Origin of the sequence: Streptomyces cinnabarinus, from assembly GCF_027270315.1 — a bacterium.
Lineage (GTDB): Bacteria > Actinomycetota > Actinomycetes > Streptomycetales > Streptomycetaceae > Streptomyces > Streptomyces cinnabarinus.
The window spans coordinates 5195950-5222064 of the sequence record NZ_CP114413.1 but is presented as its reverse complement, the minus strand read 5'-3'; the positions used below and the strand labels follow the sequence as shown (position 1 = coordinate 5222064).

The window sequence follows — 26115 nt, the reverse complement described above, 5'->3', positions numbered from 1 at the left end:
GTCCCTTCACTGAGAGTTCCGGTCCTCACAGCGGCATCTCGGCGGGCGCTCGGTTCGATGTGAGACATTCACTCAATGCGGAGTTTTGTGAAGGCGACAGCCGGGATCGCCATGCTGTTTGTCCTGGCGGCCAGCGGATGTGCGGAGAATTCCGGAAACGCCGAAAGTCCTACCTCGTACGCCCCCTACGTCAGCGCCCTCACCGCCGCCGAAACCGACACCGCCGGCTCCCCCACGACGTACAACCTGGCCTTCGTCATCGCCGACGGCACGGAGTGCGCGCCGAGTTGGAGCGGCGTGTACGGCGTGGACGACGCCACCGTGGCCTCCCGGATCGCGGAGCTGAAGGAGTCCGGGGCCACGGTCCGCGTCTCCTTCGGCGGGGCCTCCGGGGACGAGCTGGCGGCGCGTTGCGGCAGCGCCTCCACGCTGGCGAAGGCGTACGGCGCGGCCCTGGACGCGGCGGGCTCCACCCAGGCCGACTTCGACATCGAGGGCGACGAACTCTCCGACTCCGGCTCGGTGGACCTGCGTTCGCGGGCGATAGCCCTGCTCCAGGAGGAGCGCATGGACCTGAGCGTCTCCTTCACGCTCCCCGTGATGCCGTCGGGACTCGACGAGGACGGCATTGCTCTGCTGAACTCCGCCAACAATCACGGCGTTCAGGTCTCCACCGTCAACCTCATGACGATGAACTACGGCGAGTCCTACGACGGTGACATGGGCGAGTACGCCCTCGCCGCGGCGAAGTCCGCGCACGCGCAGCTTCGGGACGTCTTCGGTACGTCGTCCGCCACTGCGTGGCGGGCCATGGCGCTCACCTCGATGATCGGCGTGAACGATGTCGACGGGGAGACGTTCTCGCTCCAGGACGCGGCTCAGGTAAGGGAGTTCGCGGAGGAGAAGGGGGTCGCGTGGGTGTCCATGTGGTCGACGGTGAGGGACCAGCAGTGCGCTCAGGGGGATGCGGAGGATGACGCGCAGACCGATTGCAGTGGGGTGGAGCAGGAGGACGGTGAGTTCGCCTCGGTGTTCGCGGGGTGAGCTCGGGCGCAGGGCGCCAAAAGGTTCGTTTCTAGCGGCGGCGGTACACCAGTCGGCCCCCCAGCACCGTCGCCACACACGTCCCCGCGCCCTTCGCCGCGAGCGTCTTCTCGTCCTGTACATCGAAGACCGCCAGGTCTGCCGCACCCCCAACGGTGAGCGGACCATGGGCTGTGGCCGGGAGGTCGTAGCCCTCCACGAAGGGGTCCAGGTCCGGGCCGTCCCACACCGGTGGAGCCGAGCGCCACGGCTCGGGCACCTCGCGCAGGCCCGAGCGGACCACCGACTGCCGTACGGCGTCCGGGAAGGGGCCGCCGACGTGGGTCGTGCCGTGGGCGAGCATCCGTTGCAGGCCGCGGCGGACGCTGCCCGCCATCCGGGCGGCGTCCGGGGCGAGTTCGGCGAGGGCCGCGCCGGTGAGAGGCTCGGTGCCCAGCTCGTCGGCCTCGCGCGGGTCGGGGTGGTAGCACCGGGTCAGGAGCCACCGCCCGTGCAACTGCCGTAGCCCCGGGGTCAGTACGCCCGGCCAGCGCCGGGTGCGCGCACCCTCGTAGGACGCCGCCACTTCCTCGTACGGCCCGATGGCCGCGACGCGGTCGCCGTCGGCGACGACCGCCCCGTCCGGCACCGGCTCGGCGCCGACCGGCAGCACCAGGGCCGCCGTATGGATGGTGAGCATCTAGTTGTTGGCGAGGATCTTCAGCTCGGGGTGGGCCGTGCCGCCCTCGATCGCCGTGGAGGAGATGTGGGAGACGACGCGCGCGTCGACCGGGTCGTTCGCCGGGTCGTCGTGCACGACGAGGTGCTCGTACGTGGTCGAGCGCTGGGCCGGGACCCGCCCCGCCGTACGGATCATGTCGATCATTTCCTGGAGGTTGGAGCGGTGCTTGGCGCCGGCCGCCGAGACGACGTTCTCCTCCAGCATGATCGAGCCGAGGTCGTCGGCGCCGTAGTGCAGCGTCAGCTGGCCCGCGTCCTGGCCGGTGGTCAGCCAGGAGCCCTGGATGTGCGCGATGTTGTCCATGAAGAGCCGGCCGATCGCGATCATCCGCAGGTACTCGAAGATCGTGGCCTGGGTGCGGCCCTTCAGGTGGTTGTTCATCGGCTGGTAGAGGTACGGGATGAAGGCGCGGAAGCCGCCCGTCCGGTCCTGTACGTCGCGGATCATCCGCAGGTGCTCGATGCGCTCGGCGTTGGTCTCACCGGTGCCCATCAGCATGGTGGAGGTGGACTCCACGCCCAGGTTGTGCGCGGCCTCCATGATCTCCAGCCAGCGCTCGCCGGACTCCTTCAGCGGCGCGATGGCCTTGCGGGGGCGCTCGGGGAGCAGTTCCGCGCCGGCGCCGGCGAAGGAGTCGAGGCCGGCCGTGTGGATGCGCTGGATCGCTTCCTCGACCGACACCCCGCTGATCCGGGCCATGTGCTCGACCTCGGACGCGCCGAGGGAGTGGATGACCAGCTGCGGGAACGCGTCCTTGATGGCCTTGAAGTGCTTCTCGTAGTACTCGACGCCGTAGTCCGGGTGGTGGCCGCCCTGGAACATGATCTGGGTGCCGCCGAGTTCGACGGTCTCCGCGCACCGGCGCAGGATGTCGTCCAGGTCGCGGGTCCAGCCCTTGGCGGTGTCCTTGGGGGGCGCGTAGAAGGCGCAGAACTTGCACGCCGTCACGCAGACGTTCGTGTAGTTGATGTTGCGCTCGATGATGTACGTCGCGATGTGCTCGGTGCCCGCGTAGCGGCGGCGGCGTACGGCGTCGGCGGCGGCGCCCAGCGCGTGCAGCGGGGCGTCGCGGTAGAGGTCGAGCGCCTCCTCTGGAGTGATCCGCCCACCCTCCGCGGCACGGTCGAGGACGGACTGGAGGTCGGCCTTCTCGGTCACCGGGGCGTCCCTTTCGTCAAGGGTTGTGGACGGACTGATCCAGCCTACGCCAGCCGGTTCCGGGGGCCGACGTCAGGCCGTGTACGCCCCGATCAGCAGTCCCAGGAAGGCCCCGGCGATCAGGAACGGCCCGAACGCGATCGCCGTCTTGCGTCCCGCCCGCCGTACGACGACGAGGGCGCCGCCGTACAGCGCCCCGAGCAGGAAGCCCGCGAACGTGCCGAGCATCAGCGTGGACCAGCCGTACCAGCCGAGGACCGCGCCCGTGCCGAGGGCGAGTTTGACGTCGCCGAAGCCCATCCCGGCGGGGTTGATCAGGAAGAGCACGAGATAGCCGCCGCCGAGGGCGAGGGCGCCGTAGAGGGCAGTCGGCCACTCCCCCGCGTGCTCCGGGACCAGGGCGACCACGCCGAGCAGGGTGAGGGCGGCCCCCGCGAGCGGCAGGGTCAGCGGGTCCGGCAGGCGCTGGACGCGGAAGTCGACCACCGCGAGCAGCACGCCGAGGGGCGCCAGCAGCAGCCATACGCCCAGTTCGGGGCGAGTGCCGGTGGCGGCGGCGAGGGCGGCGCAGACGGCGGCGGTGGCCAGGGAGAGGGGCGGGACGCCGGGGCCGTATGCCTTGGTGCAGCTGTCGCAGCGCGCGCGGCCGAGCCAGCCACGTACCGGATGCCCCTGCGGGCAGCTGTCCCGCCAGGGCTCGCCCGCCGGGGCGGAGAAGCGGTAGGCGGCCCGGGGCAGGAACGCGCCCGCCGCCGCACCCCATAGTGCGGCGGCGAGTACGAGGAGCAGGTCGGTCATCCCGCGGCGACGGCGCCGTCGCGCCAGGTCGGCAGCAGCTCGTCGAGCAGCGCCTCGGTGCGCGGCGGCAGTCCGCGCGCCCCGCTGCGGGTGATGAGGTCGGCGGCCAGCGTCTGGAGGCGGGCGGTGTCGCCGGTGGCGTGGGTGGCGCGCAGCAGCTCGTGCCACAGGCGCTCGTCGGCGGGCGCGGAGTTCAGGGCCGCGGTGAGCGCCTCGATGGCCTTCTCCGCACGGTCCTTCTCCAGGTGGAACGCGGAGAGCGCGAGCCCGATGTCCGCGACCAGCAGCGGGAGCTGTGCGTCGATGATCTCGTGCGTGAGCCAGCGGTAGCGGCCCTCGGCCCGGTCGGCCAGCAGCGGTCCGCGCACCAGCACCAGCGCGTCGGTGAGCAGCCGCCCGCGCACGGCCCGGCTGCCGACGCCGCGGCCCTGGGTGGCCTCGTGGTACAGCGACCGCAGCACATCCAGATCGGATACGACGGACTTGGCGAGGGTGAGCCGCCCGGTGGAGTCGGTGCGCAGCCGCGGGCTGCCGTCCGGGTCGGTGCCGAGCCATGCCCGCAGCCGCTCCAGCAGCGCGTCCCGCACGTCCTCGGTGACCCCGCGCGGCCACAGCGCGGAGGACAGCACCCGCGGGTGCACGCCCTCGCGGTGCAGGAGCAGCAGCGCGAGCGCCTCGTGCTGCAGGGCGCTGCGCTCGCCGTCCGGGGTGTCGAGGCCGATGATCTCGTACGGGCCGACGAGGCGGGCGTAGACCGCGGGCCGTCCCTGCTCGCTGACGTCGACCAGGAACGGCGGGGTGGTCGTCGGCCCGTCCGGGCTCTCGTCGGGGTCGGCCTGGACGAACAGCTCGACGACGGCCTGCTGTTGGGCGGTCGGCAGCAGCTGCGCCTCCAGCTCAAGACCGAGCAGCGGGGCGAGCAGCTTGCCCTCGCCGGTGATCTCCATCTCCCAGGCGGCGCCCGGCAGATCGCCGGTCTCGGTGCCGACGAGGTAGCCGATGCCGAGGCGGCTGGCGTCGGAGGCGAGTTCGGCGAGCTTGACGGCGTCCTCGGCGGAGGGCTGCGCGGCGAGCAGGACGAGGTGCGGGGCCCAACGGGTGTGCTGCGCGGGTCCGGTACGGCCGGTCAGGACCGAGTCCTGGCCCGCCGCCCCGAGCGCCCCGCGCCGCTGCCGGGTCTCGGCCTCCATCGTCTCGATCAGATCGTCGATGCCGTCGAGGTGGCGCAGGCGGTTGGGGGCGAGCGGGGTGAGGTCCTGGCCGAAGCCGACGAGGGTGATGGTCATGCGGTCGGACCAGCCGTTGGTGGCCAGTTCGGCGGCGACGGACGCGAACACGGCGGCCCGGTCGGCCTCGCGGCCGGCGAGGGAGACGATGCCGGGCACGGACTCCAGGTTCAGCAGCAGCCGGGACTCGTCCATGGTGCCGAGGCTGACGAGACCGGGGTACGGGGCGGCGGTGTCGGTGTCCTCGTAGCGCTCGGCGTCGGCGCGGGCCAGCATCCAGAAGGTCTGGTCCTGGCCGAGCTGCCAGGGGGCGGGCGGCTTCCCGGCGGGCTGGGCGAGCTGGAGATGCAGATCGCCGTTGCTGAGCCAGGCGGCGTAGACGGTGGGCAGGGCCCGGGACTCCTCGGCGAGCGAGGCGGCGAGCCCGCGCAGGGAACGGTCCAGCAGGCGTACGCCCTCGGGGTCGGCGCCGACGAGGAGCGCGTCCTGTGCGTCGGCGGCGTCGCCGGTCGGGGTGGGCGGCTCCATCCCGCGCCGCCCGCCGACGGAACCGAGCGCCGACTGCCACAGGGCCTGGCGGCGCCTGCGGCCGAGGGCGCCGAGGAGACCGGCGGCGAGGAGCGGGGCGGTGAGAAGGGCTTCGGGGAGGCCGAAGGAGGAGCTGTCGGACTCGGTGGCGGGGGTGGCGTGCTGCTGCTCCCCGGGGGCGGCGGGGCGCTGTTCGGGGAGGGAGACCTGGGCGGTGTCGCCGGAGGAGCCTCGCTCGTGGCCGCCGCCTTGGGCCCGGTCGCCGCCTTGGGCGTGGTCGCCGGTCTTGGCGTAGTCGTGGATCTGCTGCTCGACCTCGGGGGAGACATCGGGCGTCTCGTCCGGCATCTCGACGAGATCGCCGCCGCGCGCGTCGCCGGGCATCTCCATGATCCAGCCGGGCCGGATGAGGCTGGCCTCCGACAACCGCGACCCGTCGGGCTGCACGCGGTCCTTGTTGAGCTGGTAGATCTCCTTGTACCGGCGGCCGTCGCCGAGGTGCCGTTCGGCGATCTCCCAGAGGGAGTCGTGGTGGCGGCCCTCGGGCGGCTGGATCCGGTAGTACTTCGTGTCCCCGTCCTTGGCGGTGCTCGGGGCCGCGGTCTCGGCGTGCGACGCCTGCTCGGCGAGGGCGGCCGCGGCGGAGGCGGCCTGCTCCTGCTGCTGCGCGAACAGCCCGCCGCCCGGGGTCTGCTGGGCGGCGGCGACGGTCCCGCGCTGGTTGCCCTCCAGACTCTGGCCGAGCTGCGAGAGCCCCGGCGCGAGGCTGGCGGCGGTGGCCCCGACGAGGAGCAACGCGGCGACGAGCTGCCGGGCGAGCAACTGGCTGGGCCCGGCGCCGGGTACGCGCCCCGGCACGCCGACTCCCGACAGCGCGGCCTTCATCTCCACGATCACACAGGCGGTGAACTGGGCCCAGGCGAGCCAGACGAAGAAGGTGAGGATGTGCAGGAACGTCCCGACGCTCAGTTCATTGGTGAGCCACGCCTGGGGGTCCCAGGTGCTGGGCACCGGCCACCCGAGATACATGGCCAACGCCCCAGGCACCCCGACCAGCAGCACAGCCAGCGCGACGAACGCGAGGAACGCCTTGACGAAGTCCCCGAAGGAACGCCGGTGCACCCGCACGGGCTGCGGGGTCCGGTTCCGCGGGGTGGTCGGGCTTCCCGTCGAGCTTGAGCGTCGCGGCATGGAAAGTGTCCTGGGGTTGGGGTGTGAGGGTGTACTGAGACTACAGAGATCTTATGGACTGTCCTCGGGGCCGTCGAAGGCTGGAGCAGAAGCGCAACAGTCCGCCGACATCAGTGACCCACCACGCGTCCGAAAAGCCCGAGTTGCCCGACGCAAGGCCGAGACCCTCACCTTCCCCACACAAGGGTCAGCGCCCATGCCACACCCCGGGGTCGAGCGCCGCCCCGACCGTCCCGGCCGCCACGGTCACGGACAGGTCCGGTTGCGCCACCCGCCGCGCGATGTCCTCGGCCTCGAAGTCGAGGAACTCGAAGACGAAATGCTGGGCGACGGCAGGCCGGTCCCGAGGGCAACCGTCCAGGTCGACCCCCGAGTTCGCCCGGTCCGCCGCCTGGCACAGGACCGAGACGAACAGCGGGAAGTGCTCCGCCTCCAGCAGGCGGTCCGCCTCGTCGACGACCACGGTCACCCCCACTCCACCGGTCACCGCACCGCACAAGTCGTCCAGGCAGTCCACCATCGCGTCCCAGTTCCGGCCGAAGTAGCCGGGGAACCCGAGGACTTCGGCGAAGGTCTCGTAGATGCCTCGCTCGGTCATCAGGTCGGCGGAGCGAAGGCGCAGGACACGGCCTCCTCGCGACTCCAGCTCTCGCAGGTGCCGGTCGACCTCAGCCAGCCCTCGGGGGACGAGGACGACCCGATCGTTCCCGTTCATGACCGACCCCTCCCTCCACCCGGATACGGCTCCGTGGCGATCACATGCTGGATCTGCCAGCGCGCCTCCTCCCAGCGGGCGCGGCGGTCGACCTCCCTGCGGTCCGCGCTGTCGTCGGCGCGCTCGGCGTACCAGCGGCCCACCTCGGACTGGGCTGTCTTCGCTATGTACTTCGGGGAGGGGTTCGTGCGCCCGGCCCGGTTCAGGGCGCCGACCTCGATCAGCATGTCCTGGCAGGCGAGCCGTACAGCGGAGTTCAGCACATGTGTGACGTCGGAGTGGTCGGGTGTGCGCCAGCCGGCCTCGAAGAAGTCCTCGTGGGCGCGGACCAGCCGGTCGTTCGCCCGGCCGAGCCGGAGGGCCTCGCGGGCGGCGGCCACGTACTGCGCACACGCCTCTCGCATGTCGGGCGTGAGCGACTCCGCGCGGAGAGCCACCGGCCGCTCCGCGAAGTCGAGGCTCAGCGTCACCGCGCGCTCCGAGCCGACCCGCGTCAGAAGCTCGGAGAGAAGGACCGGCAGGGCGATCATCACTTGCTCCCTTTCCCCTCCCCCGCGTCGTCGTTCACGAGCGGCGGCGGCGCAGGGCTTTCCAGGTGTCCTCGGCCGTGTACAGCGCGCTCAGTCGCCAGGCGTCCAGTTTGTCCAGCACCGTGGTGCGGACCAACTGCCCTTTGAACCAGGGCGGAAGGTCCCGGAACGGCACGTACGTCAGCGTGTCCCGGATGGCGTGGTCGGCGAAGCCGCCCATGCCCTCGGCGCGCAGCGCGGCGAAGAGCTCCGGAGTCAGACGGCCGTTGAGTCGGGCCACATGGGCCGCGGCCGTGAACGGGAAGTCCCGTCGGGAGCGGTCCAGCACCTCGATGGCCCGGATGATCCGCGGCGAGGCCACCTCCGGGGGGCAGTTGAGGGCCAGCCCGATCACCCCCGCGCCGAGGGCGCGCTCGCCGCGCTCGAACGCCGCGTCCACCTCGGCCGGGTCGTCGATACCCAGCAGGCCCTTCCCGGTCTCCCAGTTCCAGCTCCGGCCCTCAGTCATCGTCGATCAGGCTCTCCAGCGCGTGGGCGTACGCCCTGAGCCTGTCCTTCACGGCGGGCGGCGCCGGGGCGTCCGGCCGCAGGACGCCCGGCAGATGGGCGACCCGCCACATTCGGAAGGCGTCCCTGACCACCTGTTCGCCGTCGCCACCCAGCAGCGCACCCGCCCCCCGCACGGCTTCGAGGACCAGCCCCGGCGCCTCCGCCAGGCCGGGACCGCGCACGGTGGCGGTACCCACCAACGCGTTCATCAGAGCGGCCGTCTGAAGGTCACCGCCCATGCGCACCATGCGCCTCAGCACGACGGGATCATCGGTGTCGGGCGGATAGCCCTCGATGCAGCCCGAGTACATCATCAGGTACTCGGGCGTCACCTCGCGGCCGTCGTTCCACCCTCCCTGCCGCTCGAAGATGGACATCGTGTCGGCGGAGAAGTCGCCGATGCCGCGGACCGTTTCGAGGATGCCGTCCACCTCGCCCCGATGGGCACCCACGAAGTCCGCGAGCGACACGTCCCTCAGGGGGCGCATCCCCGATGCGGTCACCGCGGCCAGTTCGAGGATTCCCCACAGCGGCGCGAAAACGTCGTACGCGAGCCCCGTCTCAGAAATCGGCGCATGTCTTTCCGTCATATCAAGAACCTCGTTCGTCACCACAGACCGGCGAAGAATTTCCCTGTGGCCTCTCGGGTCGGCAGGATTTCAGTGATTCCCTTGTTGATTATCTCCAGCCCCTCGGGCGTATTCACAAAGAACTCCGGTTGGTTGTGGCTCGGGCCGCCCAGCTGGAAGATGGACTCCGCGAACTCCTTCGGCACCTTGACCCGCACCATGTGCCCGTCCCGACCGTACGCCGTCGCCGCCCTGGTGAAGTCGTCGGTCAAGTACACACCGGCGTTCGGCGTACCCGCCCGCTTCGCTTCCTCGGAGATGTTCAGCGCGAACTGCGTCCCCTGCCAGTTGTCCGACCCGTGGTAGAGGATCTGGTACGGCGACAGCCCGAACGGGTCGATCCGCAGGAACGGGTTGGACACATAGCCGTAGGGATTCGGTGCCGGTGCCAGCCCCAGCGGGTCGGAGGAGACGTACCGAGCGGTTTCCGGGTCGTAATAGCGGTGGTAATTGTAGTGGAGGCCGGATTCCGGATCGTGGTACTGCCCGGGGAACCGGAGCGGTGTGTAGGCGACGCTGTCGGCCTGCCACGTGGTGATGCCCCAGAGGGTTCTGCGGGAGCGCCAGGCGATCTCTCCGGTCTCGTCGACGAGTTCCGTGGGGGTTCCGACGAGGTCGGTGACGATCGCGAAGAAGCGGGAGTCGATCTCCTCCTGAGTGACCCGGTCGGTGATCCGTTCGGTCTGTGCCACCGGGACCAGGCCGTCGTGGTCCCAGGTGAGGGTCACCGGGTGGGGCAGGCCGGACGCGGTCGTGGTCTGCTCGGCGACGTTGCAGCCGTCCCAGGTGAAGAGGGTCTCCTCCACCACGGTCATGCCGTCGTCGGCCAGCCGCTGCTTGGCCGTGCGCCGGCCGAAGGGGTCGTAGCGGTAGCGCCAGACCGTGCCGTCGGGCGTGGTCACGGAGGTGAGCCGGTCCTCGGCGTCCCACTCGTAGCGCCAGACGTCGGGCGTGCGCGACAGACGGGTCTTACGACGCGTGACGACCCGCCCCGCCCCGTCGTACTCGTACCGCACGGAACCGGCGTGGACGAGGCGGTTGCCCGCGTAGCCGCGGTCATCCTGGGTCTCCCGGCCCGGGTGCCGGCCGGGCCAGACCGCCTGGGTCTGGTTGCCCCCGGCGTCGTAGGCGTAGGTCTCGGTCCAGTCGCGGGCGTGGACCTCCGTCACCCGGCCCGCGGCGTCGAGCTCCATGCCGATCTCGCCGCGCTGCGAGTCGTCGATCCGGACGAGGGCGTCGTCCGGGCGGAAGGTGTAGGCGCGGCGCTGGACCGTGCCCCCGGCCGCCGTCACCGTCTGCTCCGTCGGCCGGCCGGTGACGTCCCAGCCCTGGGAGAGGCGGAGGGAATCGCCCACCAGTCGGGAGGTCTCACGGCCGTCGGCGTCGTGGGTGAAGGCGAGCGTGTGAGCGGAGGTGAGCAGCGAGGAGATGTTGCCCGAGCCGTCGTAGCCGTAGACGGCGCGGGCTCCGACCGGTGTCGTCCGTTCGGTACGTCGGCCCACGGCGTCGTACCGGAAGGCGAGGCTGCGGCCGTTCACCGTCTCCGCGACGGTCCTCCCGGTCGCGTCCCGCACCCAGAGCATCTCGCAGTCCGGGTTCGCGGCACTCAGCCTTCGGCCCACGCTGTCATAGGCGAAGGTGGCGACCGCGCCGTCCACGTCCTTGGCGACCAGCCGGCCCATGGCGTCGTACTCGTAGGCGACCGTCTGGCCCAGCGGATTGGTGCGGGAGACGGCACGGCCCGCGGCGTCGCGCCGGTACGTGACCCGCCGGCCGTCGAAGTCGGTCTCCGCGACCAGCCGGCCCGCCGGATCGTACTCGTACTCCCAGGTCAGGCCCTGCGGCGCGGAGACCTGGGTCAGCCGCAGCGAAGGGTCGTGCTCGAATGCGTACCGCACCCCGTCGGGCTGGATACGTGCGGCCAGCAGGTCGAAGTGGGTGTACTCGTAGGCGGTGACGGCACCTGTCGCGTCCGTGTGACGGACGCAGTTGCCCTCGCCGTCGTACTCCCACGACTGCTGTGAGCCGTCCGGTCCGAGCACGCGGGCGAGATGTCCCTCGACGGTCCAGTGGTACCGGGTGGCTGCCCCCAGCGGGTCGACGAGCCGGTCGACCCGGCCGAAGGCGTCACGACGGGCCACCCGCCGGTTGCCCTCCGGGTCGGTCACCTCGACCACCAGTCCGGCGGCGTCGCAGCGGATCCGGGTGGTGGCTCCGAGGGCGTCGGTGACGCCGGTCAGCCGGCCGGAGTCGTCGTACGTGTAGCGGGTCGTGGAACCCGCCGAGTCCGTCTCGGAGCGGCGGTTGCCCCGCCCGTCGTACTCGCGGCGCCAGCTGGACCCGTCGGGCAGGGTGACGGTCGTGGGGTGCCCGAGGTCGTCGTACGCGATGCGGGTCACCGTGCTGTCGGGGTGGCCGACGGTCAGCGGGCGGCCGACCGCGTCGTGGGTGAAGCGGCTGGTGTGGCCCAGGGCGTCCGTGGAGGACACGACGTGGTGATGGGTGTCGTACGCGGTCCGTGTAACGCCGCCGCAGGCGTCGATCTCGGCGACGACCTGGCAGTCCTCGTTGACCACGAATCGGCTCGCCGCGCCCTCGGCGGTGGTGAGAGTGGTGACGTGGCAGTCGGGCCAGGCGGGGTCGGTGCCGTCGTAGTCGAGGGTGATGGCGATGTGACCGGCCTCGCCGCCCTCGGCGACACAGCGGTCCTGGGTGTCGTAGCTGTAGAAGTAGCTGCGGTTGTTGGTGTCGGACCAGGAAGTGATCCGCAGACGCTCGTCGTACGTGAACTTCAGTGGCAGGCCGGAGGAGTTGATCGTCTCGGTCAGGTTGCCGTCGGTGTAGCGGTAACGCTTGATGACGGCGTCCGAGCCGTCCTCGGCGGCGCCGGCCAGGCTCAGTTCGGTGACCCGGCTGTCCTCGGTGGTGAGCTTCAGGTGGTAGCCGCCCGAGTGGCGGATGGCCAGCGGGGCGCCGTACTCGTCGTAGTCGAAGGCGATCGTGTGGCCGTTGCGGTCGGATATCCGCTCCAGCAGGGCCAGTCCGTCGGACGGCGTCGCGAAACGACGGATGTGTCCGGTGGCCGGGTCGGTGACCGTGTAACCGCCGCTCTCCAGCCGGGACATCGGCCAGCGCGGGCCGGTCTCCGGGAGCACCGGTGCGTCCGGCCCGTCCGGGTGCGGATAGGCCAGGAGCAGCCCGTCCTCGGTGACGAACACGACGCCTTCGGCATCGATCTCCAGCCGCTGGTCCACCGTGCTGGACCAGGAGGGACCGAACCACCAGCCCGTCGCGTACCCCGACTCCACCCGCCGCACGAAGGCCAGCGGGAGCATTCCCGGAAGCTCCACGTCGGCCAGCGGGAGGAACATCCTGCCCGTGGCCATGTCCACCGGGTCGCTGCCACCTCGGCGAACGACGCTCGCCAGTCGGTCGTACGCCCCCTTGGCGCCGTTGGCGAGCATGCCCCGGGCGCTCTTGCCGAAGCCGCGCAGGGCGAGCCCCATGCCCTTGAGGCCGCCCTTGATCCCCTGCATCGCGGCCATGCCGCCCTTGAGGCCCTTGGCGAGTCCGCCGAGGGTGGTCAGGCCCTTCATCCCCGGTATGCAGTCCAGCGCCGCGAGCCCCACATCCCACAGCGACGCCCGGCCCTGCGAATATTTGTAGAGCGTGTCCGCGAGCACGACCAGCGCGGCGATCAGCACGATCGCACCCAGGATCGGCCCACCGATGATCAACGCGATCACACCGAGCACCGCGACGACGACCTTGCAGACCGCGACGATCGTGTCCCAGTTGTCCACGAACCAGTCGCCGACGTCCTCCCACCACGACCGGTTCTGAATACCGGCGTCCGAAGCCTCGTCGATCTTCGTCTTCGCGGTCCGCGCGGCCTCCTCGCGCATCTTGCGCGCGTCCTCGGCCATCTTCTTCGCCGCGTCCAACGCGCCCTGCGCATCGGCCACATCACCACGGGCGTTGGCCTGCGCGGTCTCCGCATGCTGCGCGTCCCGCGCCGCCGCCCGCACCTTCGCCTCGTCCGGCTTGTCCGCGGACTTGCTCCCCGTGGGATCGTCCTTGTACTTGTCGGACTCCTTCGAAGCCCGCGTCACCCACGAATCAGCCGACGACAGACGCGACTTGGCCGACGACAGATCCGACTGCGCCTCCCGGCCCCGGGCCAGCGCCCGGTCCGCCAGCGCCTGCGCCCGCTCCAGCTTCGGCCAGTAATCCGACAGCGCATCGCCGCACATCTCGTACGACGTCTTCAACTTCCGCAGATTCTTCGGGACATCGGCGAAGTCCTCCTTGAAGACATCCGCCGACTTCCCCGCCCACTCGGCGAGGGTCCCTTCCCCCGCCATCCCCTTGACCAGACGCAACGCGTCCGACACGTCATCCGCGAAGTCGTGCAACTTCTTGGCCAGTTGCCGCACCTGCTGCGGATCCCCCGGCACCGGATCCTTCTCCAGGTCCAGGACATGCCAGTCCGTGGGCCGATGCCCCGCCATACCGCAACCCCCGTCACGTGCGCATCACCAACAACCGTACGCACAAGTGAACATACAAGGCACGGCAGTTCGATGGGAAGATCGGCCGGAACTGCCCTTCTCTTCCGCCGCCGAGGGCTACTCCGCGAACCGGAACGTCGAAGTGATCGCGTCGAAGATGTCGAAGAACGAGTCCGCCAGGTCCAGGATCTGGCTGCTGCCCGCCACCAGGGCGACCTTTCCCTCCTGGCCCGGTACCGGGATGAACGTCTGCATCAGCACCGCGCGGACCGTGCGCTTCAGGGCATCGTCCGGGATCGTGATGTCCTCGATGCCGTACGTCCGGGCCGCGGGGCCCACTCCCGGGATGTCGACCGTCGTCACCTTGCGCCAGGAGTCGCCCTCCTTCTTCGCCTCCTTGACGGCCAGCTGCCGCGCCATGACCACGGGGTCCGTCGACAGGGGCTCACCGGACGCGGAGCGGCCGCCCACCAGGGACACCGTCACCGAGCCCGTGATCGGGACATCCCCGCCGAAGCTGTCCGCCATGCAGCCGCAGTACAGCGCGCCCGACTTCCACGCGTCGGCCGCCGCCTTGCGCAGGAAGTCGGTGTACAGGTCACGGTACTTGGCCAGCTCGGGATTGGCCTCGATCCGCTCGTTCACCATCCGGCGGATCGAGTCGTCCCGGGACTCGGGACGGACGTCGAACTCCCACCACGACTCCGGAACCTTGATCAGGAATCCGCCGCGCTCGATCGTGAGCGCCTCCATGTAGCGGGCCATGACGTCGACCTTCCCCCTGCGTGCGATGTACCGTGCCGATCAGCCTACGAGGAACGGTCGGGGGACGAACACATGGGCAAGGGCAAGAGCGATCTCTCACTGCCGCTGACGGACCTGGAGGACTACGGGCGGCGGCTGCGGTCCATCAAGACCCGGATGAACCACACCAAGAAGATGTTCGAGTCCTACGAGGACGACATCGGCGACGGCACCGTCACCGGCGCTCTCGACGACTTCGAGTCCAACTGGGAGGACGGCCGCGAGGACATCGGCCAGCAGCTCGACGCCCTCGCCGGCATGTCCGACGCGGTGGTCCGCGAGTTCAAGAAGCTCGACGACGAGCTGGCCAAGCAGGTCAACGACGCGATGAAGACCGAGGACACGCGGGGGAAGAAGGGGGACGGGGGCGGCAACAAGGCCTGAGGCCGCGGGACTCCCGCGTCACCCCACCTCGTTCTCCGCCACCGCCTGCCCGCGGACGATCACATCACCGCCGTAGAACATGCCGGTGAACACCGGGGAGTAGGTCAGCTGGACCTCGACCTGCACCTGGTCCACGGCCGCCACCACGCAGTGCGTCGCCGCGATGTCCGCCCCGGACATGTCCATCTCGCGCGCGAACGCCTTCACGCGCGCGTCGCAGTTCTCGAAGTTGATCGGCGCGGGCCCGCCCTCGTTGTCGTAGAGGGCCTCGCGGTCGATGTCCTGGGCGGCGTAACGGGCCGCCTGTTCCGCGATGTCGGCCGCGCGCTCCCGCTTGGAGATGGACAGGCCGCCGTCGATCACGAAGGCGGACAGGGACAGGAACACCAGCGCGAAGATGATCACCGCGCCCGCGCCCGAACCTCGGTCGTCCATGCGGTCGTGCAGGTCGGCAAGCCACTGCCGCACGCTCTTCACGCCGACCTCCGGAAGGGGTCCAGCGGGGAGCTGAAGCTCGCGTCCATCGTCGGGTCGATGTCCAGGCCGAGCATGGCCAGACCGCGGACCCGGCAGCTGACCTGCACCGAGAACAGCGGGTCCACCTCGGGGTCGAAGCCCGTGCTCGTCTGGGTCACCGTCACCGGGCCCGTGCACACGTCCGCCAGATTCGCGGCCGCCGCCTTGCGCGCCTCGGCCATCGCCGTGCCGTGGTCCTTCTGGATGGAGCCCGCGCGGGCGGCGTCACGTGCCGCACCGTCCAAGGCGCCCCGCCCGTCGACCAGTTGGCCGAAGGCGACGAGCACCAGGATGAACAGCATCATCACCGGCGCGAGAATCACCACCTCGACCGTGGACAGGCCCCGGTCGTCACCCATCGCCGAGCCCCGTTCGTCCCGAAGGGACTTCATCAGTTCTCCCCCTCCGGCACGAACCGCTCCACCGGCCCCGCCGACTGCGCGTGCACCGTGAAGTCCAGGCCAGGGAAGACCGACGGCACCTTCGCCGTGATCTCCACGCCCACCGTGTTCTGCTCCGGCTGGAGCATCGTCACGTTCGGCGAGAGCACCAGCGCCGGGCCCAGTTGGTCGATGTAGCTGTTCACGACCGTACGGGCCTCGCCGCGCCAGCCGCCCGGCTGGGCGTCGGCCGTGGCACGGGCCTTGCGGGCACCGGCCTGCGCCGCCGCCTGGGCCACATGGTCCGCGAAGAAGTACAGCGCGAACTGCACGGTCGCGAAGATCATGAAGAACAGCACGGGGGTCAGCAGCACGAACTCGATCGCGGTCATGCCGGAGTCACCGCGCGACAGGATCGCCTCCCGTCTACGGCTTATCCATCTCCGCATACGTCGCTGCACCCCCGTACCAGTACCCGTACCCGAACTCAGCAGGTGCCGCTCTGGTTGGCCCCGTTGATGCAGTTCTCCACCTTCTCGGCACCGCCCTCGAGGGCGCGGTTGATGATCGCGGCGACCACGCCGACGATCGCCACGACGACCGCGGAGATGATGACCCACTCCACCGCCGAGGCACCGCGGTCCAGTTCGCCGGAGCGGGCGCGCTGCACGCGGCCCTGGAGGAAGGTGACGAGGAAGTCCACCGCCGGGATCCCCGTACGGAAGTTCCGTTCGGTCATGGTCAGTTGTCCTTTCAGAGGGTTGGTCGGCGTCAGACCTGGAACACACGCATGGCGGCCGGATAGATCAGGAACACCAGGAAGCCGGCGCAGAGCAGCAGCTGCGCCACGAGCATCGACTGGGACTTCTCGCCCGCGCTGCCCTCGATCTCGGCGAGTTCGCGGTGCCGCATGGTCTCGGCGCGGGAGGCGAGGGACTCACGGACCTTCGCACCGTCGTCCGCGACCAGGGCGAGGGAGGCGGAGAGGTCCTTCAGCTCCTCCACGCCCAGCTCCTCGCCGAGCGAACCCAGCGCCTGCCACTGGCTGATGCCGGTGATCCGGGCGTCGGCGAGGGCGTTGCGGATGCGCTGGTTGGCCCAGCCGTCCGACACCTCCGCCGCCGCCATCAGCGCCTCCGGCAGACCGCGTCCGCCGGCCAGGCTCATCGACACCAGGTCCAGGTAGGCGCCGATCACGCGCCGCAGGTCGCGCCGCTTCTCGGCCGCGTCCCGCCGTACCTCCACATCCGGGAGGAAGAAGAAGAGGACCGCGAACAGCAGGGCGAGCCAGACCGGGATGATCGGGCTGCTGCCGAAGCCGAGGGTCCAGACGACCGCGAACAGGAACGGGCCGAAGAACAGACCCGCCACGCCCAGCAGCGCCTTCGTCGCCAGGAAGTTCTCCCAGCTGCGCTCCAGGACGGCGAGGTCGGCCCGCAGCGAGCGCTGTTCCCACCCCTGCTGGAGGTAGAACTCGGCGACACGGCGGCCGACTTCGGACCGTGTCGAGCCGAACCGGCCCTTGCTCTGCGTGGGCTTGGCGGATTCGTACGCCGCCCCGCGTGCCCGCATCGCGTCGATCCGCGCGACCTGCGAGACCGCGCTGCGCTTGGTCGGCATCAGGGCACGGACCAGGGCGTAGATGCCAAGTCCGAAGACCGCGCCGACGACGATCGGCATCGTCACTTCGCTCACCGTCGTCCCCCTTCCTCGGACTGGAACGGCGACTGCTGCGGCGCGCCCGGCGCACCTGGTGCGGCCTGCGCACCGGCCGCGGCGGGCGTCCTCGGCCGTACGAACTGGACCGACGACTCGTCGCGGACCAGGAAGCGCTCGGGCGTCTCGATGGTCGACAGCTTGCGCAGCCACAGGAAGCCGAGCGCGAACAGACCGCAGACGCAGGCGAGGACGAGCTGGCCGACCGGATCGCCGTACGGCTCGACGAACTCCCGGTTGAAGATGGAGAGTCCGAGCACGAAGGCCACCGACACCGCGACGACGATCTGCACCGAGCGCCGAGTGGAGGCCCGCTGGGCCATCACGCGCTGCCGCATGTCGACCTCCTCGCGGGCCGACTTGGCGAGCGCGCCGAGCACCTGGCGCAGACCGGGGCCGCGCAGCCGGGCGTTGAGGATGAGCGCGGCGACGATGATGTCGGCGGACGCGTCGTCGATCTCGTCGGCGAGCTGCTGGAGCGCCTCGGGCAGCGGGGTGCGCGAGCGCAACCGGTCGACCAGGGCGTCCAGATGCGGCCGCAGCACGGGGGCCGCGGCGCGCGCGGACGCGGGGATCGCCTGCTCCAGGCCGACCGCGCCGGCGATGGTGTCGCGCAGGGACTCCGTCCAGGAGGCGAGCGCCTCCACCCGCTTCATCGCGGCCCGCTCCTCGGCGGCACCGCCGAACAGCCGGTCCCAGAAGAAGACGAGGATGCCCGCCGCGATGCCGAGCACCGCCCACCGCGTGAGCAGCAGCACCACAAGGCCTACGCCCGCGGCGAGCGACCCGCGCTGACCGGCGAACCGGATCAGCTCGTTGGCCCGCTCACTGGCCTTCTGCTTCTCGTGGTCGGGCTTGGCGGGCAGTCCGCGTACGGCGATCAGCAGTAGCGCGAGACCGCCGCCGACGGCGACACCGCAGGCGAGCGCGTACAGGACGGTCGTGGAGAACAGACCGCCCATGGAGCCGAGTTCACTCATGTGCTCACCCCCAAGTTCCGGCGGGCCGGTAGCCGTGCGCCATGAGTTCCTCCAGGCAGGCGAGCGGCGCGTGCGGCACGACACGGCCGTCCGGCGCCTCGGCGAACACCTCGCTGGACAGCACCCGGCCGTCGACGCCGTTGACCTCGCGGATGGAGGTGACCATGCGCTGGAGCCGGCCGCCGCTCTGGTAGTCGTTGCGCCGCTGGATGAAGGCGACGAAGTTCACCGCACCCGCGATCAGCATCTGGCTGGCCTCGATGGGCAGTCGCTCGGTCGCCTGCAACGCGTAGGTGGAAATACGGTTGAAGACCTCGCTGGAGCTGTTGGCGTGGATCGTGGACAGCGAGCCGTCGTTGCCCTGCGACATCGCGTTGAGCATGGTCACGATCTCGTCGCCGAGCACCTCACCGACGATGACGCGGGAGGGGTTCATACGCAGGGACCGGCGCACCAGCTCCGCCATGCTGATCGAGCCCTGCCCCTCGGAGTTGGGCAGCCGCTCCTCGAACGCCACGACGTTGGGGTGGAGTTCGGGGAACGTGTCGAGCCCGAGCTCCAGCGCGCGCTCCACGGTGATGAGCCGCTCGTGCCCCGGGATCTCATTGGCGAGGGCCCGCAGCAGCGTCGTCTTACCGGCGTTGGTGGCGCCCGCGATCATGATGTTCTTGCGGGCGCGGACCGCGCAGGCGAGGAAGTGGCCGACCTCCGGGGTCAGCGTGCCGTTGCCGACGAGGTCGGAGATGAAGACCTTGCCCATGCGCGCGCGGCGGATGGACAGCGCGGGCCGCCGGGCGACGTCCATGACGGCCGACAGACGCGAACCGTCGGGCAGCCGCAGGTCGAGCTGGGGGTTGGCGGAGTCGAAGGGCCTCGACGACAGACCGGAGTAGGCGCCGAGGACCTGAATGAGCTCGATGAGCTCCTCGTCGGTCTCGGCGACCGGGTCCCCCTTCACCTCCCGGCCGTCGCTGTAGCCGACGAAGACCTGGTCGCACCCGTTGATGTCGATGTTCTCGACCTCGGGGTTGTCGAGGAGCGGCTGGAGCCGGCCGACGCCGAAGAGGGCGGCGTGCACGGCGGCCGCGTACTGCTCCTCGGTCTCCGCGTCGAGGGGAGTGCGCCCGGCGTTGATCTCGGTGCGGGCGTACTCCTCCAATATCTGCGCGATGACGGCACGGGCGTACTGCCGCTCGTCCTCGCTGGACATCGGGGTGACACCGCTGACCTGGTCCAGTCGGCGCTGCTCGGCGATCCGGTCACCGGCCTCCTGCCGGAACCGCTTGACCAGCTGGTGGTCGACAGCGCTCATCCGGGCTGGCCGTTCATCTGGGCCTGATGGGCCCAAGCGGCGCCGTACTGCTGGTAGATGTCGGCCGCGACCTTGCGGGCCGAGCGGATCAGCAGGGACTTGTCGAGGCGGCCGCGCTTGCGTCCGGCGAGCTGGTCGGCGCCGGTGGGGTCGTCGGCGATGGTGCCGACGACGCGGGCGCCGGTCTGGGCGTGCACCAGCATGTCGTTGACCTGGCCCGCGATCTTCGGGGCGTCGCCCGGGTCGGCGACCAGGACGACCCCGATCAGCGGGGTACCGAGGCTCGCGGCACCGCGCGCACCGCCGTGCAGCTTGGTGGCGAGGGCGGCGGCCCGGTCCCGGACGCGGGCGATGGCCTCCGGCTCGGTACAGCTGATCAGCAGGACGAGGGCGGCGTGCGGGAAGAGCTCGACGGCCGGGGTGTCACCGCTGATGCGGCCGCAGTCGGCGATGACGTCGGCGGGCGCGTTCGGGGAGTCGGCGAGGGTGGAGAAGGCGTGCCCGAGGGTGGGCCAGAGCCCGGCGAGCCCGGCGGCCTGCTCGGCGATACCGAGCCCGACGAGCACCTCGAGTCCGCCGCTCAACGGCTGGACGTGGTCCCAGAGTTGATCGGGCACGAGGCCACGCCGCGCGGTGGCGGCTATGGACAGCATGCCGGTGTTGGGGTTGAGCGGTCCGCCGTGCGCGGCGGCACTGCGGTAGACCAGGTCTCCGCCCGCCGGGTCGGTCTCGGCGAGCAGGACGCGGCGCGGCCAGACCGCCGAGAGGGCGACGGCCGCGGTGGTGACGCCGGGGGAACCCTTGTCGGCGGCGAGAGCGATGAGCGCCATGGGTTTTGTGCCGCCTTCTAGTTGCTGCTGGAGACGCGCACGATGGCCACTTCGCCATTGGACGCGGCCTGGGCGAGGGGGGCGGCCTCGGCGGTGTCGACGGTCACGGTGATCGTGAAGTTGGTGCTGCCGACGAGGTCTTCGCCCTTGTCGCCCGGCACGGAGGAGATGGTGGCCTGGTCGACGATGACACCGCTGCCGCCGCCCGCTGCCGAGCCGCCATTGGCGTCCGCGTCGTCGGAGTCGGAGCCGGAGGTCGCGCCGACGCGGTAGGCGGCGACGACGTCGCCGACCTTGAGCCCGGTCGGGTACTGGCCGGCCTTGAGGGAGAGGCCGACGGTGGCCTTGCCCTGGGCGGGACCGGCCTCCTCGCCGAACATCTCGCCGACGGCGACGGCACCGGCGGGGATGGTGTTGACGGCCTTGAGCTTCTTCAGGTCGTTCAGGAGGGACCACTTGACGTAGTGGATGCTGTCGTCCTGGGCGACCATGACCGAGGTCACGTTGTCGTCGGTGACGGACCCGCCTGCCGGGATCTCCTCGGTGACCTTGACCACCTCGACCCGGTCACCGGCCTGGAGCACGAGCATCGTCGCGCCCAGCGCACCGATCAGGATCAACAGCACCGCCAACGCGGCCAGCGCGGGTTTGCGCTCGCGAGGAGGAGTGGGAAGCCGGTCGCCGACCGACGGCTGAGCCGGAGCCGCGGACCGTCCCGCGCCCGCCCCCGTACGCTCCTGGATCTTCACGCAACCGCTCCCCGTACACCCAAGAAATTGTCTGCCAAGACTGTCAAATACTTTGCAATTCCGGACACTTCACCCCCCTTCCTGCGTCATCTTCGCGTCTTGCGCGGATAGTCAGCAGCTGGGGTGAGTGTCAAGCCATCGCACCGTATCAGCCGCCCATAAGCCCCTCAAGGCGCGTCCGGTCCCGTGCGGAGCGGGGACCGTACTGTTACGCATCCGCAACTGGAGGCCCAGGAAACTCAGTTGTGGACCCGGCTGTGAGCTGCACTTTTCTGTGCGGGAGTGAAGAGCTCCCCGCTCCCCCACGACCCGCCCCTCACGCGTCAACCATGAGTCCTGCACGATTCACTCACGAGCGGGGCAATCACCCGTGCCATGATCACCGATTGCCGATCGCCGAAGACGGACGAAGGGTTACGGACTGACCGCCATGGCAGATACGACGACGAACCTCCTCCCGGTGAACGGGGCGACGCTGGCCGCGGACCCCCGCGTCCTGGAAGCCGCCCGCACGATCGGCGCCCGGCACGGGATGGACTACACGGACGACACGGCCGTGGCCGCACTGCTCAAGGAGCGGCAGCGGGCGATGGGGGCGACACAACGCGGCTGGCGGGCGTGGATCGGCGGTCTGGCGCTCACGGCGGGCGTGATCCTGCCGTTCACGGTGACGGCACTCCCGGACCGCACCGCGAAGCAGGCGCTGCTCGTGTCGGGCGTACTGCTGGTGGTGGGCGTGGCCGCGCTGACCTCACTGAGCATCCGCTGGAAGCGGGAGCTCACCCACCCGGCGCTGAACGGCTACCGCGAACTCCTGGGCGTGGCCCGCGCCCACGGCCTGCCGCTGACACACGTACCGGCATGGCTGGAGGGCCGGACATCGGGCGGGAGCGGGAAGGGCTGGGCGCGGATACCGGAGTACCCGAGCGTGCCACCGCTGCCGGCAGCCACACCCGAAGCTCCCCCCACGCCCGACCAATCTGTCGCCGTCCCGCCGAAACCGGCGGCGGTCACCCAGTACGAGCAGACGGCGGACACGGGCGGCTGGCACGACGAGACCGGCTGCCTGCTCCTCCTGGTGGGCCTGGTCGGCGCGGGCTGGGCCTGGGCCGAGAAGGTCCCCGTCGCCTACGGCCTCCTCGCCCTGGTCCCCCTCGCCATCCTCATCTGGCTGGCGGGCAGCCGCCAGGGCAACAAGAAGCAGGCACTGCGCGCGGAGGCCGAGGCATACGTCCGCGCACTGACGGCGGCCCAGGCGGCGGGGGCCCAGGTGCCGGAACTGTCACCGGCGCTGCGGAAGTTGCTGGACGCCGAGGAGTAGCTCCGTTTCGCGGCAGTGAAGGGATGAGTAGAGTGCCGCGGTGAGTCGGGGGCACGGCACGGGGGAGGCAGTGGTGGGTTTGTGGGGTCTTCTGGGGCGGGTGCGGGGGTTTCTCGTACTCGGCGTACTGACAGCCCTGTTCACGCCATTTGCCGCAGCTACGCCCGCCGGAGCCGCGGAGGACGACACCCAGGCCGCCTATCTGGCCGCTCGTCTCCGTGAGAACCCGGTGTACGTCACCGACCAACTGCCCCGCGAGGTGCCGAAGTCGATGACGGCGGACTTCGCGAGGGTGGCGAAGCGCACCGGTGTCCCGACGTACGTCCTCGTACTGCCGCGCCAGGCCACGTATCCCCAGGGCCTGCTCGGCGCGGTGCACGACCGGCTCGGCGAGGACGGGCTGTTCGTGGTCGTCGACGAGTCGTCGGTCACGGAAGCCGTGGCCTTCGGCGTCAGCGCGCCCGCCGAGGACGCCCTCACGGTCTGCCTCTACGAACTCCCCTACGACGCTGGCCCCTTGCGGGAGTTCGAGGTCTTCGCCGAGGTCATCGCGCAGGGCGGCGGGAAGGCGGCGGCGCGGGCGGACGCGGCGCGGGACAAGTACGCGGACGACGAGCCCGCGGCGATGTACATCGGTTCGTCCGACCGGGAGAACCAGTCGACCCTCACCGGGGTACTGGTCACCGCCGTACCCCTGCTGATCCTGCTCCTCGTCCCCGGGGTGCGGCGCTGGCGGCGCAAGCTCCGGGGCGGCCCGGCCCGTGGCAAGAGCGCCGATCGCCGGCTCCCGCGCTGGGTCACCCCCGCCGTGGCCCTGGCCGCTGCCGTCGCCATCCCCTTCGCCGCGGCCGCGGCCTTCGACCAGACCACGTCCAGCCCCTCCCCCCGCCCCAGGGCGATCGACCTCGAAGCCCGCCTTGACCGGGTCGCGGAGGGCCTGGCCGAGGACCCGGTGTACACGGACCCGGAGAGCCCACGGGTCCTGAGCACCGCCCAACTCACCTCCCTCCACGGCCGTATCGAGAACTTCGAGCGGTCCGAGGGTGGTGGACCGGTGTACGTGTCCGTCGTCCCGCAGCTGTTCGAGGACGAGTCGGAGGGCGACGAGGAGAACTTCGCGTACGCGCTCCACGACAAGCTCGGCGAGGACGGCGTCTACATCGTCGCCGACCCCCTGCACGGCTACATCAAGGTCTTCAACCACGGCCTGCGACTGGACGGTCTGGCTCTCCTCTTCGACCTCCCGGACTCGATCGCGTACGGCGACGACAAGGCGGACGAGGCCGAGGACCACCTCCTCGGTGAGCGCCTCGACGCCCTGATGACCTTCCTCGACAAGTCCCCGCGCACGGACGAGCCGGAGACCCCCGGCGACCCGTACCCGGTCACGAACCCCGTCACCGAGGACGACCTGCCCTCCCTCTTCAGCAGCGACTTCTGGCCGGGCCTCTTCCTGGGCCTGCTCGCCGCGGGACTGCTGTACGGCGTACTGGCGGGAGTGCTCGCCGTCATCGGCGCGGTGCTCCGGCGCCGCCGCCCCGAGCCGCTGTCGACGGAGTCACTGCCGCAGACGTCACCGACGGAGCCGGCACTGTCGTATCTCCGCACCACCGCACGCATCGAACTCCGCACACTGAAAGCCGACTTCGAGTCCGGTGAGCCCGGGCCGACACCGGGCCGGACGGACAGCCGCCCCGGGGACTGTCTGGACGCGGCGCTGCTCCTCCTCGAAGGCGATCCCGACCGTATCGACGCGGCGGATGCCGCCACCCTGGTCGCGGTCACCGTGCTCGCGCGCGCGGGACGTGCCGCCCTCGCGGGCAAGGCGTACAACCGCTGCTGCGCGGTCAACCCCCTGCACGGGCCCGCCGTCACCCGCCACCACGCGCGGGTCGTCGCCGAAGGCAGACAGCGGCGCCTCCTCCATGTCTGCGGCCTCTGCCGCGACATGGCGATCGCGGCGCCGGCCACCCTCCACACCCGCGTACTGACCCTGCCCGGTTCGAGCCCCCGCGCGCGGTACGAGGATGCCGAGCTGCTGAGCGTGATCCCCGAGGGCATCCGCCGCCTGATCGAGAAGGCGAAGGAGACGGCTCATGTGGCGTAGGCGGGTGGGTACGGCCGTACGGGCGTCGTGCCTGCTGTCCCTGTCCCTGTTCCTGTTCCCGGCGAGGGCGGCCGCCGACAGCGCGCCGCCGAGTCCGGGTGAGCGGATCGCGGAGGCCCTGCGCGAGTCGCCGGTGTACGTGGACGACGCGTACGCCGAAGCCGTACCACTGTCCCGGCAGCGGGAGTTGACACGCCAGATCGACGGGACGGGCCTGCCGATCAGGATCGTCCTCACTCCCCTCACCAAGGGCGACGCCTTCGACGGCGACGCGGACGTCCTGGCGTCGGTGGTACGGGACCGGCTCCCCCAGCGCGACCTGATCCTCATCACCACCGACGGCGTCTTCACGGACTCCCTCAACGGCTACGAATGGCCGGCCGACACCCACGAGACCCGCGACGCGGTGGCCGCGGCGGGCTTCCTCGACGAGACGCGGAACGCGGGCCTGGCGGACCTGACGTCGAAGGCGGTGGAGCTGGTGGCGGGGGGTGAGGGAACGGAGGCGTACGAGAGGGCGACGAGGGACACGGCCGGAGAACAGGAAGCGGCCCCGCCGCGGCGGCGGCAGGACTCGGGGGCGGGCTGGCCGACGATGGCGGCGATGGCGGGGGGCTGCGCGGCGGTACTCACCCTCCTCTTCCTCGTACGTCGCCGCCGTAGAACCGTCACGGCTCCCGCGCCGGAGTTCACGGCAGCCCGCGCCGCCGAGGAGGCGGACGTGCGGCGGCGGGCGGAGGCCGAGGTCGTGGCGCTGGGCGAGCAGGTCCAGGCGGCGGACGCGACGACGCCGGGCCTGTCCCGCGCATTGGACGCGTACGCGGCGGCGGGCACGGTGCTGGACGGAGCGAGGGGCCTGCCGGACCTGGCGGGAGCCCTGGCCCTGGCGACGGAGGGCCGAGACGCCCTGAGCGGCACCCCGTCCCCCCTCCCCCGCTGCTTCTTCAACCCCCTGCACGGCCGGGCGGCCCACCACACGAACTGGCGCCGACTGGGCCGCCGGGAGGGCACACGGGTAGCCGTCTGCCCCACCTGCGCCACGGCCGTCCACACCCACCGCGCGCCTCAGTCCCTGACGGACGTGAGCGAGGACGGCCGCACGATTCCCTACTTCGAGGTACCGGCGGAACGGAGCGTGTGGGCGGCGACCGGGTACGGGTCGCTGCCGGGGGACGGGATGGCGGGTCGGGTGGTGCGGGGGGACTTTACGCGGAGTTTTCGGGGGGAGCGGGATGACGACGGCGTGCGCCGACGTAGCTGCGCGCAGGCGAAGTTGCCTGCCCGGCCGCTGGATTGAGGACCGTCACCATCCCATAGGTCCTCAGTCCACCCCGGTGACTGCGACTTCCGTCGAGGGCGAGCGAGGAGACGAAGACCACACCTCAACCCTATTCATGCCTCGATAGCGAAGGGGAA

24 protein-coding genes are annotated in these 26115 nt (G+C 70.8%); 5 read left to right on the top strand and 19 right to left on the bottom strand.

Annotation, left to right across the window (positions count from 1 at the left end):
* The first annotated feature begins 75 nt into the window (after positions 1–75).
* Positions 76–1044, top strand: coding sequence for a chitinase (locus STRCI_RS23675; RefSeq protein ID WP_269660975.1), 969 nt, complete (start codon positions 76–78; stop codon positions 1042–1044).
* A gap of 31 nt (positions 1045–1075) precedes the next feature.
* Here STRCI_RS23675 and STRCI_RS23670 read toward each other — a convergent pair whose 3' ends face one another.
* The 10 genes from STRCI_RS23670 to STRCI_RS23625 form a co-directional block, all read right to left on the bottom strand.
* Positions 1076–1723, bottom strand: a complete 648-nt coding sequence (locus STRCI_RS23670) for an amidohydrolase family protein (protein WP_269660974.1) — start codon at positions 1721–1723, stop codon at positions 1076–1078.
* Complete coding sequence (gene mqnC / locus STRCI_RS23665) at positions 1724–2923, bottom strand: cyclic dehypoxanthinyl futalosine synthase (protein ID WP_269660973.1); 1200 nt, start codon at positions 2921–2923, stop codon at positions 1724–1726. It abuts the gene before it with no gap.
* 72 nt (positions 2924–2995) lie between these two features.
* Complete coding sequence (locus STRCI_RS23660; RefSeq protein WP_269660972.1) at positions 2996–3721, bottom strand: prepilin peptidase; 726 nt, start codon at positions 3719–3721, stop codon at positions 2996–2998.
* On the bottom strand, positions 3718–6666 hold the full coding sequence (locus STRCI_RS23655) for a BTAD domain-containing putative transcriptional regulator (RefSeq protein ID WP_269660971.1): 2949 nt from the start codon (positions 6664–6666) through the stop codon (positions 3718–3720). The genes STRCI_RS23660 and STRCI_RS23655 overlap by 4 nt, the downstream gene beginning before the upstream one ends.
* Positions 6667–6853: 187 nt before the next feature.
* The gene (locus tag STRCI_RS23650) at positions 6854–7381 is read right to left on the bottom strand and encodes a barstar family protein (protein WP_269660970.1); all 528 of its coding nucleotides are present in this window, start codon (positions 7379–7381) and stop codon (positions 6854–6856) included.
* Entirely contained in the window at positions 7378–7911 is a 534-nt protein-coding gene (locus STRCI_RS23645) for a hypothetical protein (RefSeq protein WP_269660969.1), read from the bottom strand. Before STRCI_RS23645 ends, STRCI_RS23650 begins: the two co-directional genes overlap by 4 nt.
* A gap of 34 nt (positions 7912–7945) precedes the next feature.
* On the bottom strand, positions 7946–8419 hold the full coding sequence (locus tag STRCI_RS23640; RefSeq protein ID WP_269660968.1) for a hypothetical protein: 474 nt from the start codon (positions 8417–8419) through the stop codon (positions 7946–7948).
* Positions 8412–9050: a hypothetical protein gene (locus tag STRCI_RS23635; protein ID WP_269660967.1), complete on the bottom strand. Its 639-nt coding sequence runs from the start codon at positions 9048–9050 to the stop codon at positions 8412–8414. The genes STRCI_RS23640 and STRCI_RS23635 overlap by 8 nt, the downstream gene beginning before the upstream one ends.
* A 17-nt stretch (positions 9051–9067) precedes the next feature.
* A complete protein-coding gene (locus tag STRCI_RS23630) occupies positions 9068–13600 on the bottom strand; it encodes an RHS repeat-associated core domain-containing protein (RefSeq protein ID WP_269660966.1) in 4533 nt (1510 codons plus the stop codon).
* A 117-nt stretch (positions 13601–13717) separates the two neighbouring features.
* Positions 13718–14365, bottom strand: coding sequence for a hypothetical protein (locus STRCI_RS23625; protein WP_269660965.1), 648 nt, complete (start codon positions 14363–14365; stop codon positions 13718–13720).
* 72 nt (positions 14366–14437) lie between these two features.
* On the opposite strand from STRCI_RS23625, the gene STRCI_RS23620 reads away from it, so the two are divergent.
* Positions 14438–14788 carry a hypothetical protein gene (locus STRCI_RS23620; protein ID WP_269660964.1) on the top strand — a complete coding sequence of 117 codons (351 nt, stop codon included), beginning with the start codon at positions 14438–14440 and terminating at the stop codon, positions 14786–14788.
* Between the two features lie 18 nt (positions 14789–14806).
* On the opposite strand, the gene STRCI_RS23615 is transcribed toward STRCI_RS23620, so the two are convergent.
* From STRCI_RS23615 to STRCI_RS23575, 9 genes are all read right to left on the bottom strand, one after another.
* Positions 14807–15223 (bottom strand): Tad domain-containing protein, encoded by a 417-nt coding sequence (locus tag STRCI_RS23615; RefSeq protein ID WP_269664627.1) that lies wholly within the window; start codon positions 15221–15223, stop codon positions 14807–14809.
* Positions 15224–15261: 38 nt separating this feature from the next.
* The gene (locus STRCI_RS23610) at positions 15262–15696 is read right to left on the bottom strand and encodes a TadE/TadG family type IV pilus assembly protein (RefSeq protein WP_269660963.1); all 435 of its coding nucleotides are present in this window, start codon (positions 15694–15696) and stop codon (positions 15262–15264) included.
* Positions 15696–16076: a TadE family protein gene (locus STRCI_RS23605; protein WP_269660962.1), complete on the bottom strand. Its 381-nt coding sequence runs from the start codon at positions 16074–16076 to the stop codon at positions 15696–15698. The genes STRCI_RS23610 and STRCI_RS23605 overlap by 1 nt, the downstream gene beginning before the upstream one ends.
* Positions 16077–16171: 95 nt before the next feature.
* A complete protein-coding gene (locus STRCI_RS23600; RefSeq protein WP_015658575.1) occupies positions 16172–16423 on the bottom strand; it encodes a hypothetical protein in 252 nt (83 codons plus the stop codon).
* A 32-nt stretch (positions 16424–16455) separates the two neighbouring features.
* Positions 16456–17364 carry a type II secretion system F family protein gene (locus STRCI_RS23595; RefSeq protein WP_269664626.1) on the bottom strand — a complete coding sequence of 303 codons (909 nt, stop codon included), beginning with the start codon at positions 17362–17364 and terminating at the stop codon, positions 16456–16458.
* 11 nt (positions 17365–17375) lie between these two features.
* The gene (locus STRCI_RS23590; protein ID WP_269660961.1) at positions 17376–18380 is read right to left on the bottom strand and encodes a type II secretion system F family protein; all 1005 of its coding nucleotides are present in this window, start codon (positions 18378–18380) and stop codon (positions 17376–17378) included.
* A 4-nt stretch (positions 18381–18384) separates the two neighbouring features.
* Entirely contained in the window at positions 18385–19692 is a 1308-nt protein-coding gene (locus tag STRCI_RS23585) for a TadA family conjugal transfer-associated ATPase (protein WP_269660960.1), read from the bottom strand.
* On the bottom strand, positions 19689–20522 hold the full coding sequence (locus STRCI_RS23580; protein ID WP_269660959.1) for a hypothetical protein: 834 nt from the start codon (positions 20520–20522) through the stop codon (positions 19689–19691). The genes STRCI_RS23585 and STRCI_RS23580 overlap by 4 nt, the downstream gene beginning before the upstream one ends.
* A gap of 17 nt (positions 20523–20539) precedes the next feature.
* Positions 20540–21271, bottom strand: a complete 732-nt coding sequence (locus tag STRCI_RS23575; protein WP_269660958.1) for a hypothetical protein — start codon at positions 21269–21271, stop codon at positions 20540–20542.
* 430 nt (positions 21272–21701) lie between these two features.
* Between STRCI_RS23575 and STRCI_RS23570 the strand changes: the two genes are divergently transcribed.
* The 3 genes from STRCI_RS23570 to STRCI_RS23560 all read left to right on the top strand — a co-directional run bounded on the left by STRCI_RS23570 (position 21702) and on the right by STRCI_RS23560 (position 25996).
* Entirely contained in the window at positions 21702–22592 is an 891-nt protein-coding gene (locus tag STRCI_RS23570; protein ID WP_269660957.1) for a hypothetical protein, read from the top strand.
* 100 nt (positions 22593–22692) lie between these two features.
* Positions 22693–24699 carry a hypothetical protein gene (locus STRCI_RS23565; protein WP_269660956.1) on the top strand — a complete coding sequence of 669 codons (2007 nt, stop codon included), beginning with the start codon at positions 22693–22695 and terminating at the stop codon, positions 24697–24699.
* A complete protein-coding gene (locus STRCI_RS23560; protein WP_269660955.1) occupies positions 24689–25996 on the top strand; it encodes a hypothetical protein in 1308 nt (435 codons plus the stop codon). The genes STRCI_RS23565 and STRCI_RS23560 overlap by 11 nt, the downstream gene beginning before the upstream one ends.
* Positions 25997–26115: the final 119 nt, after the last annotated feature.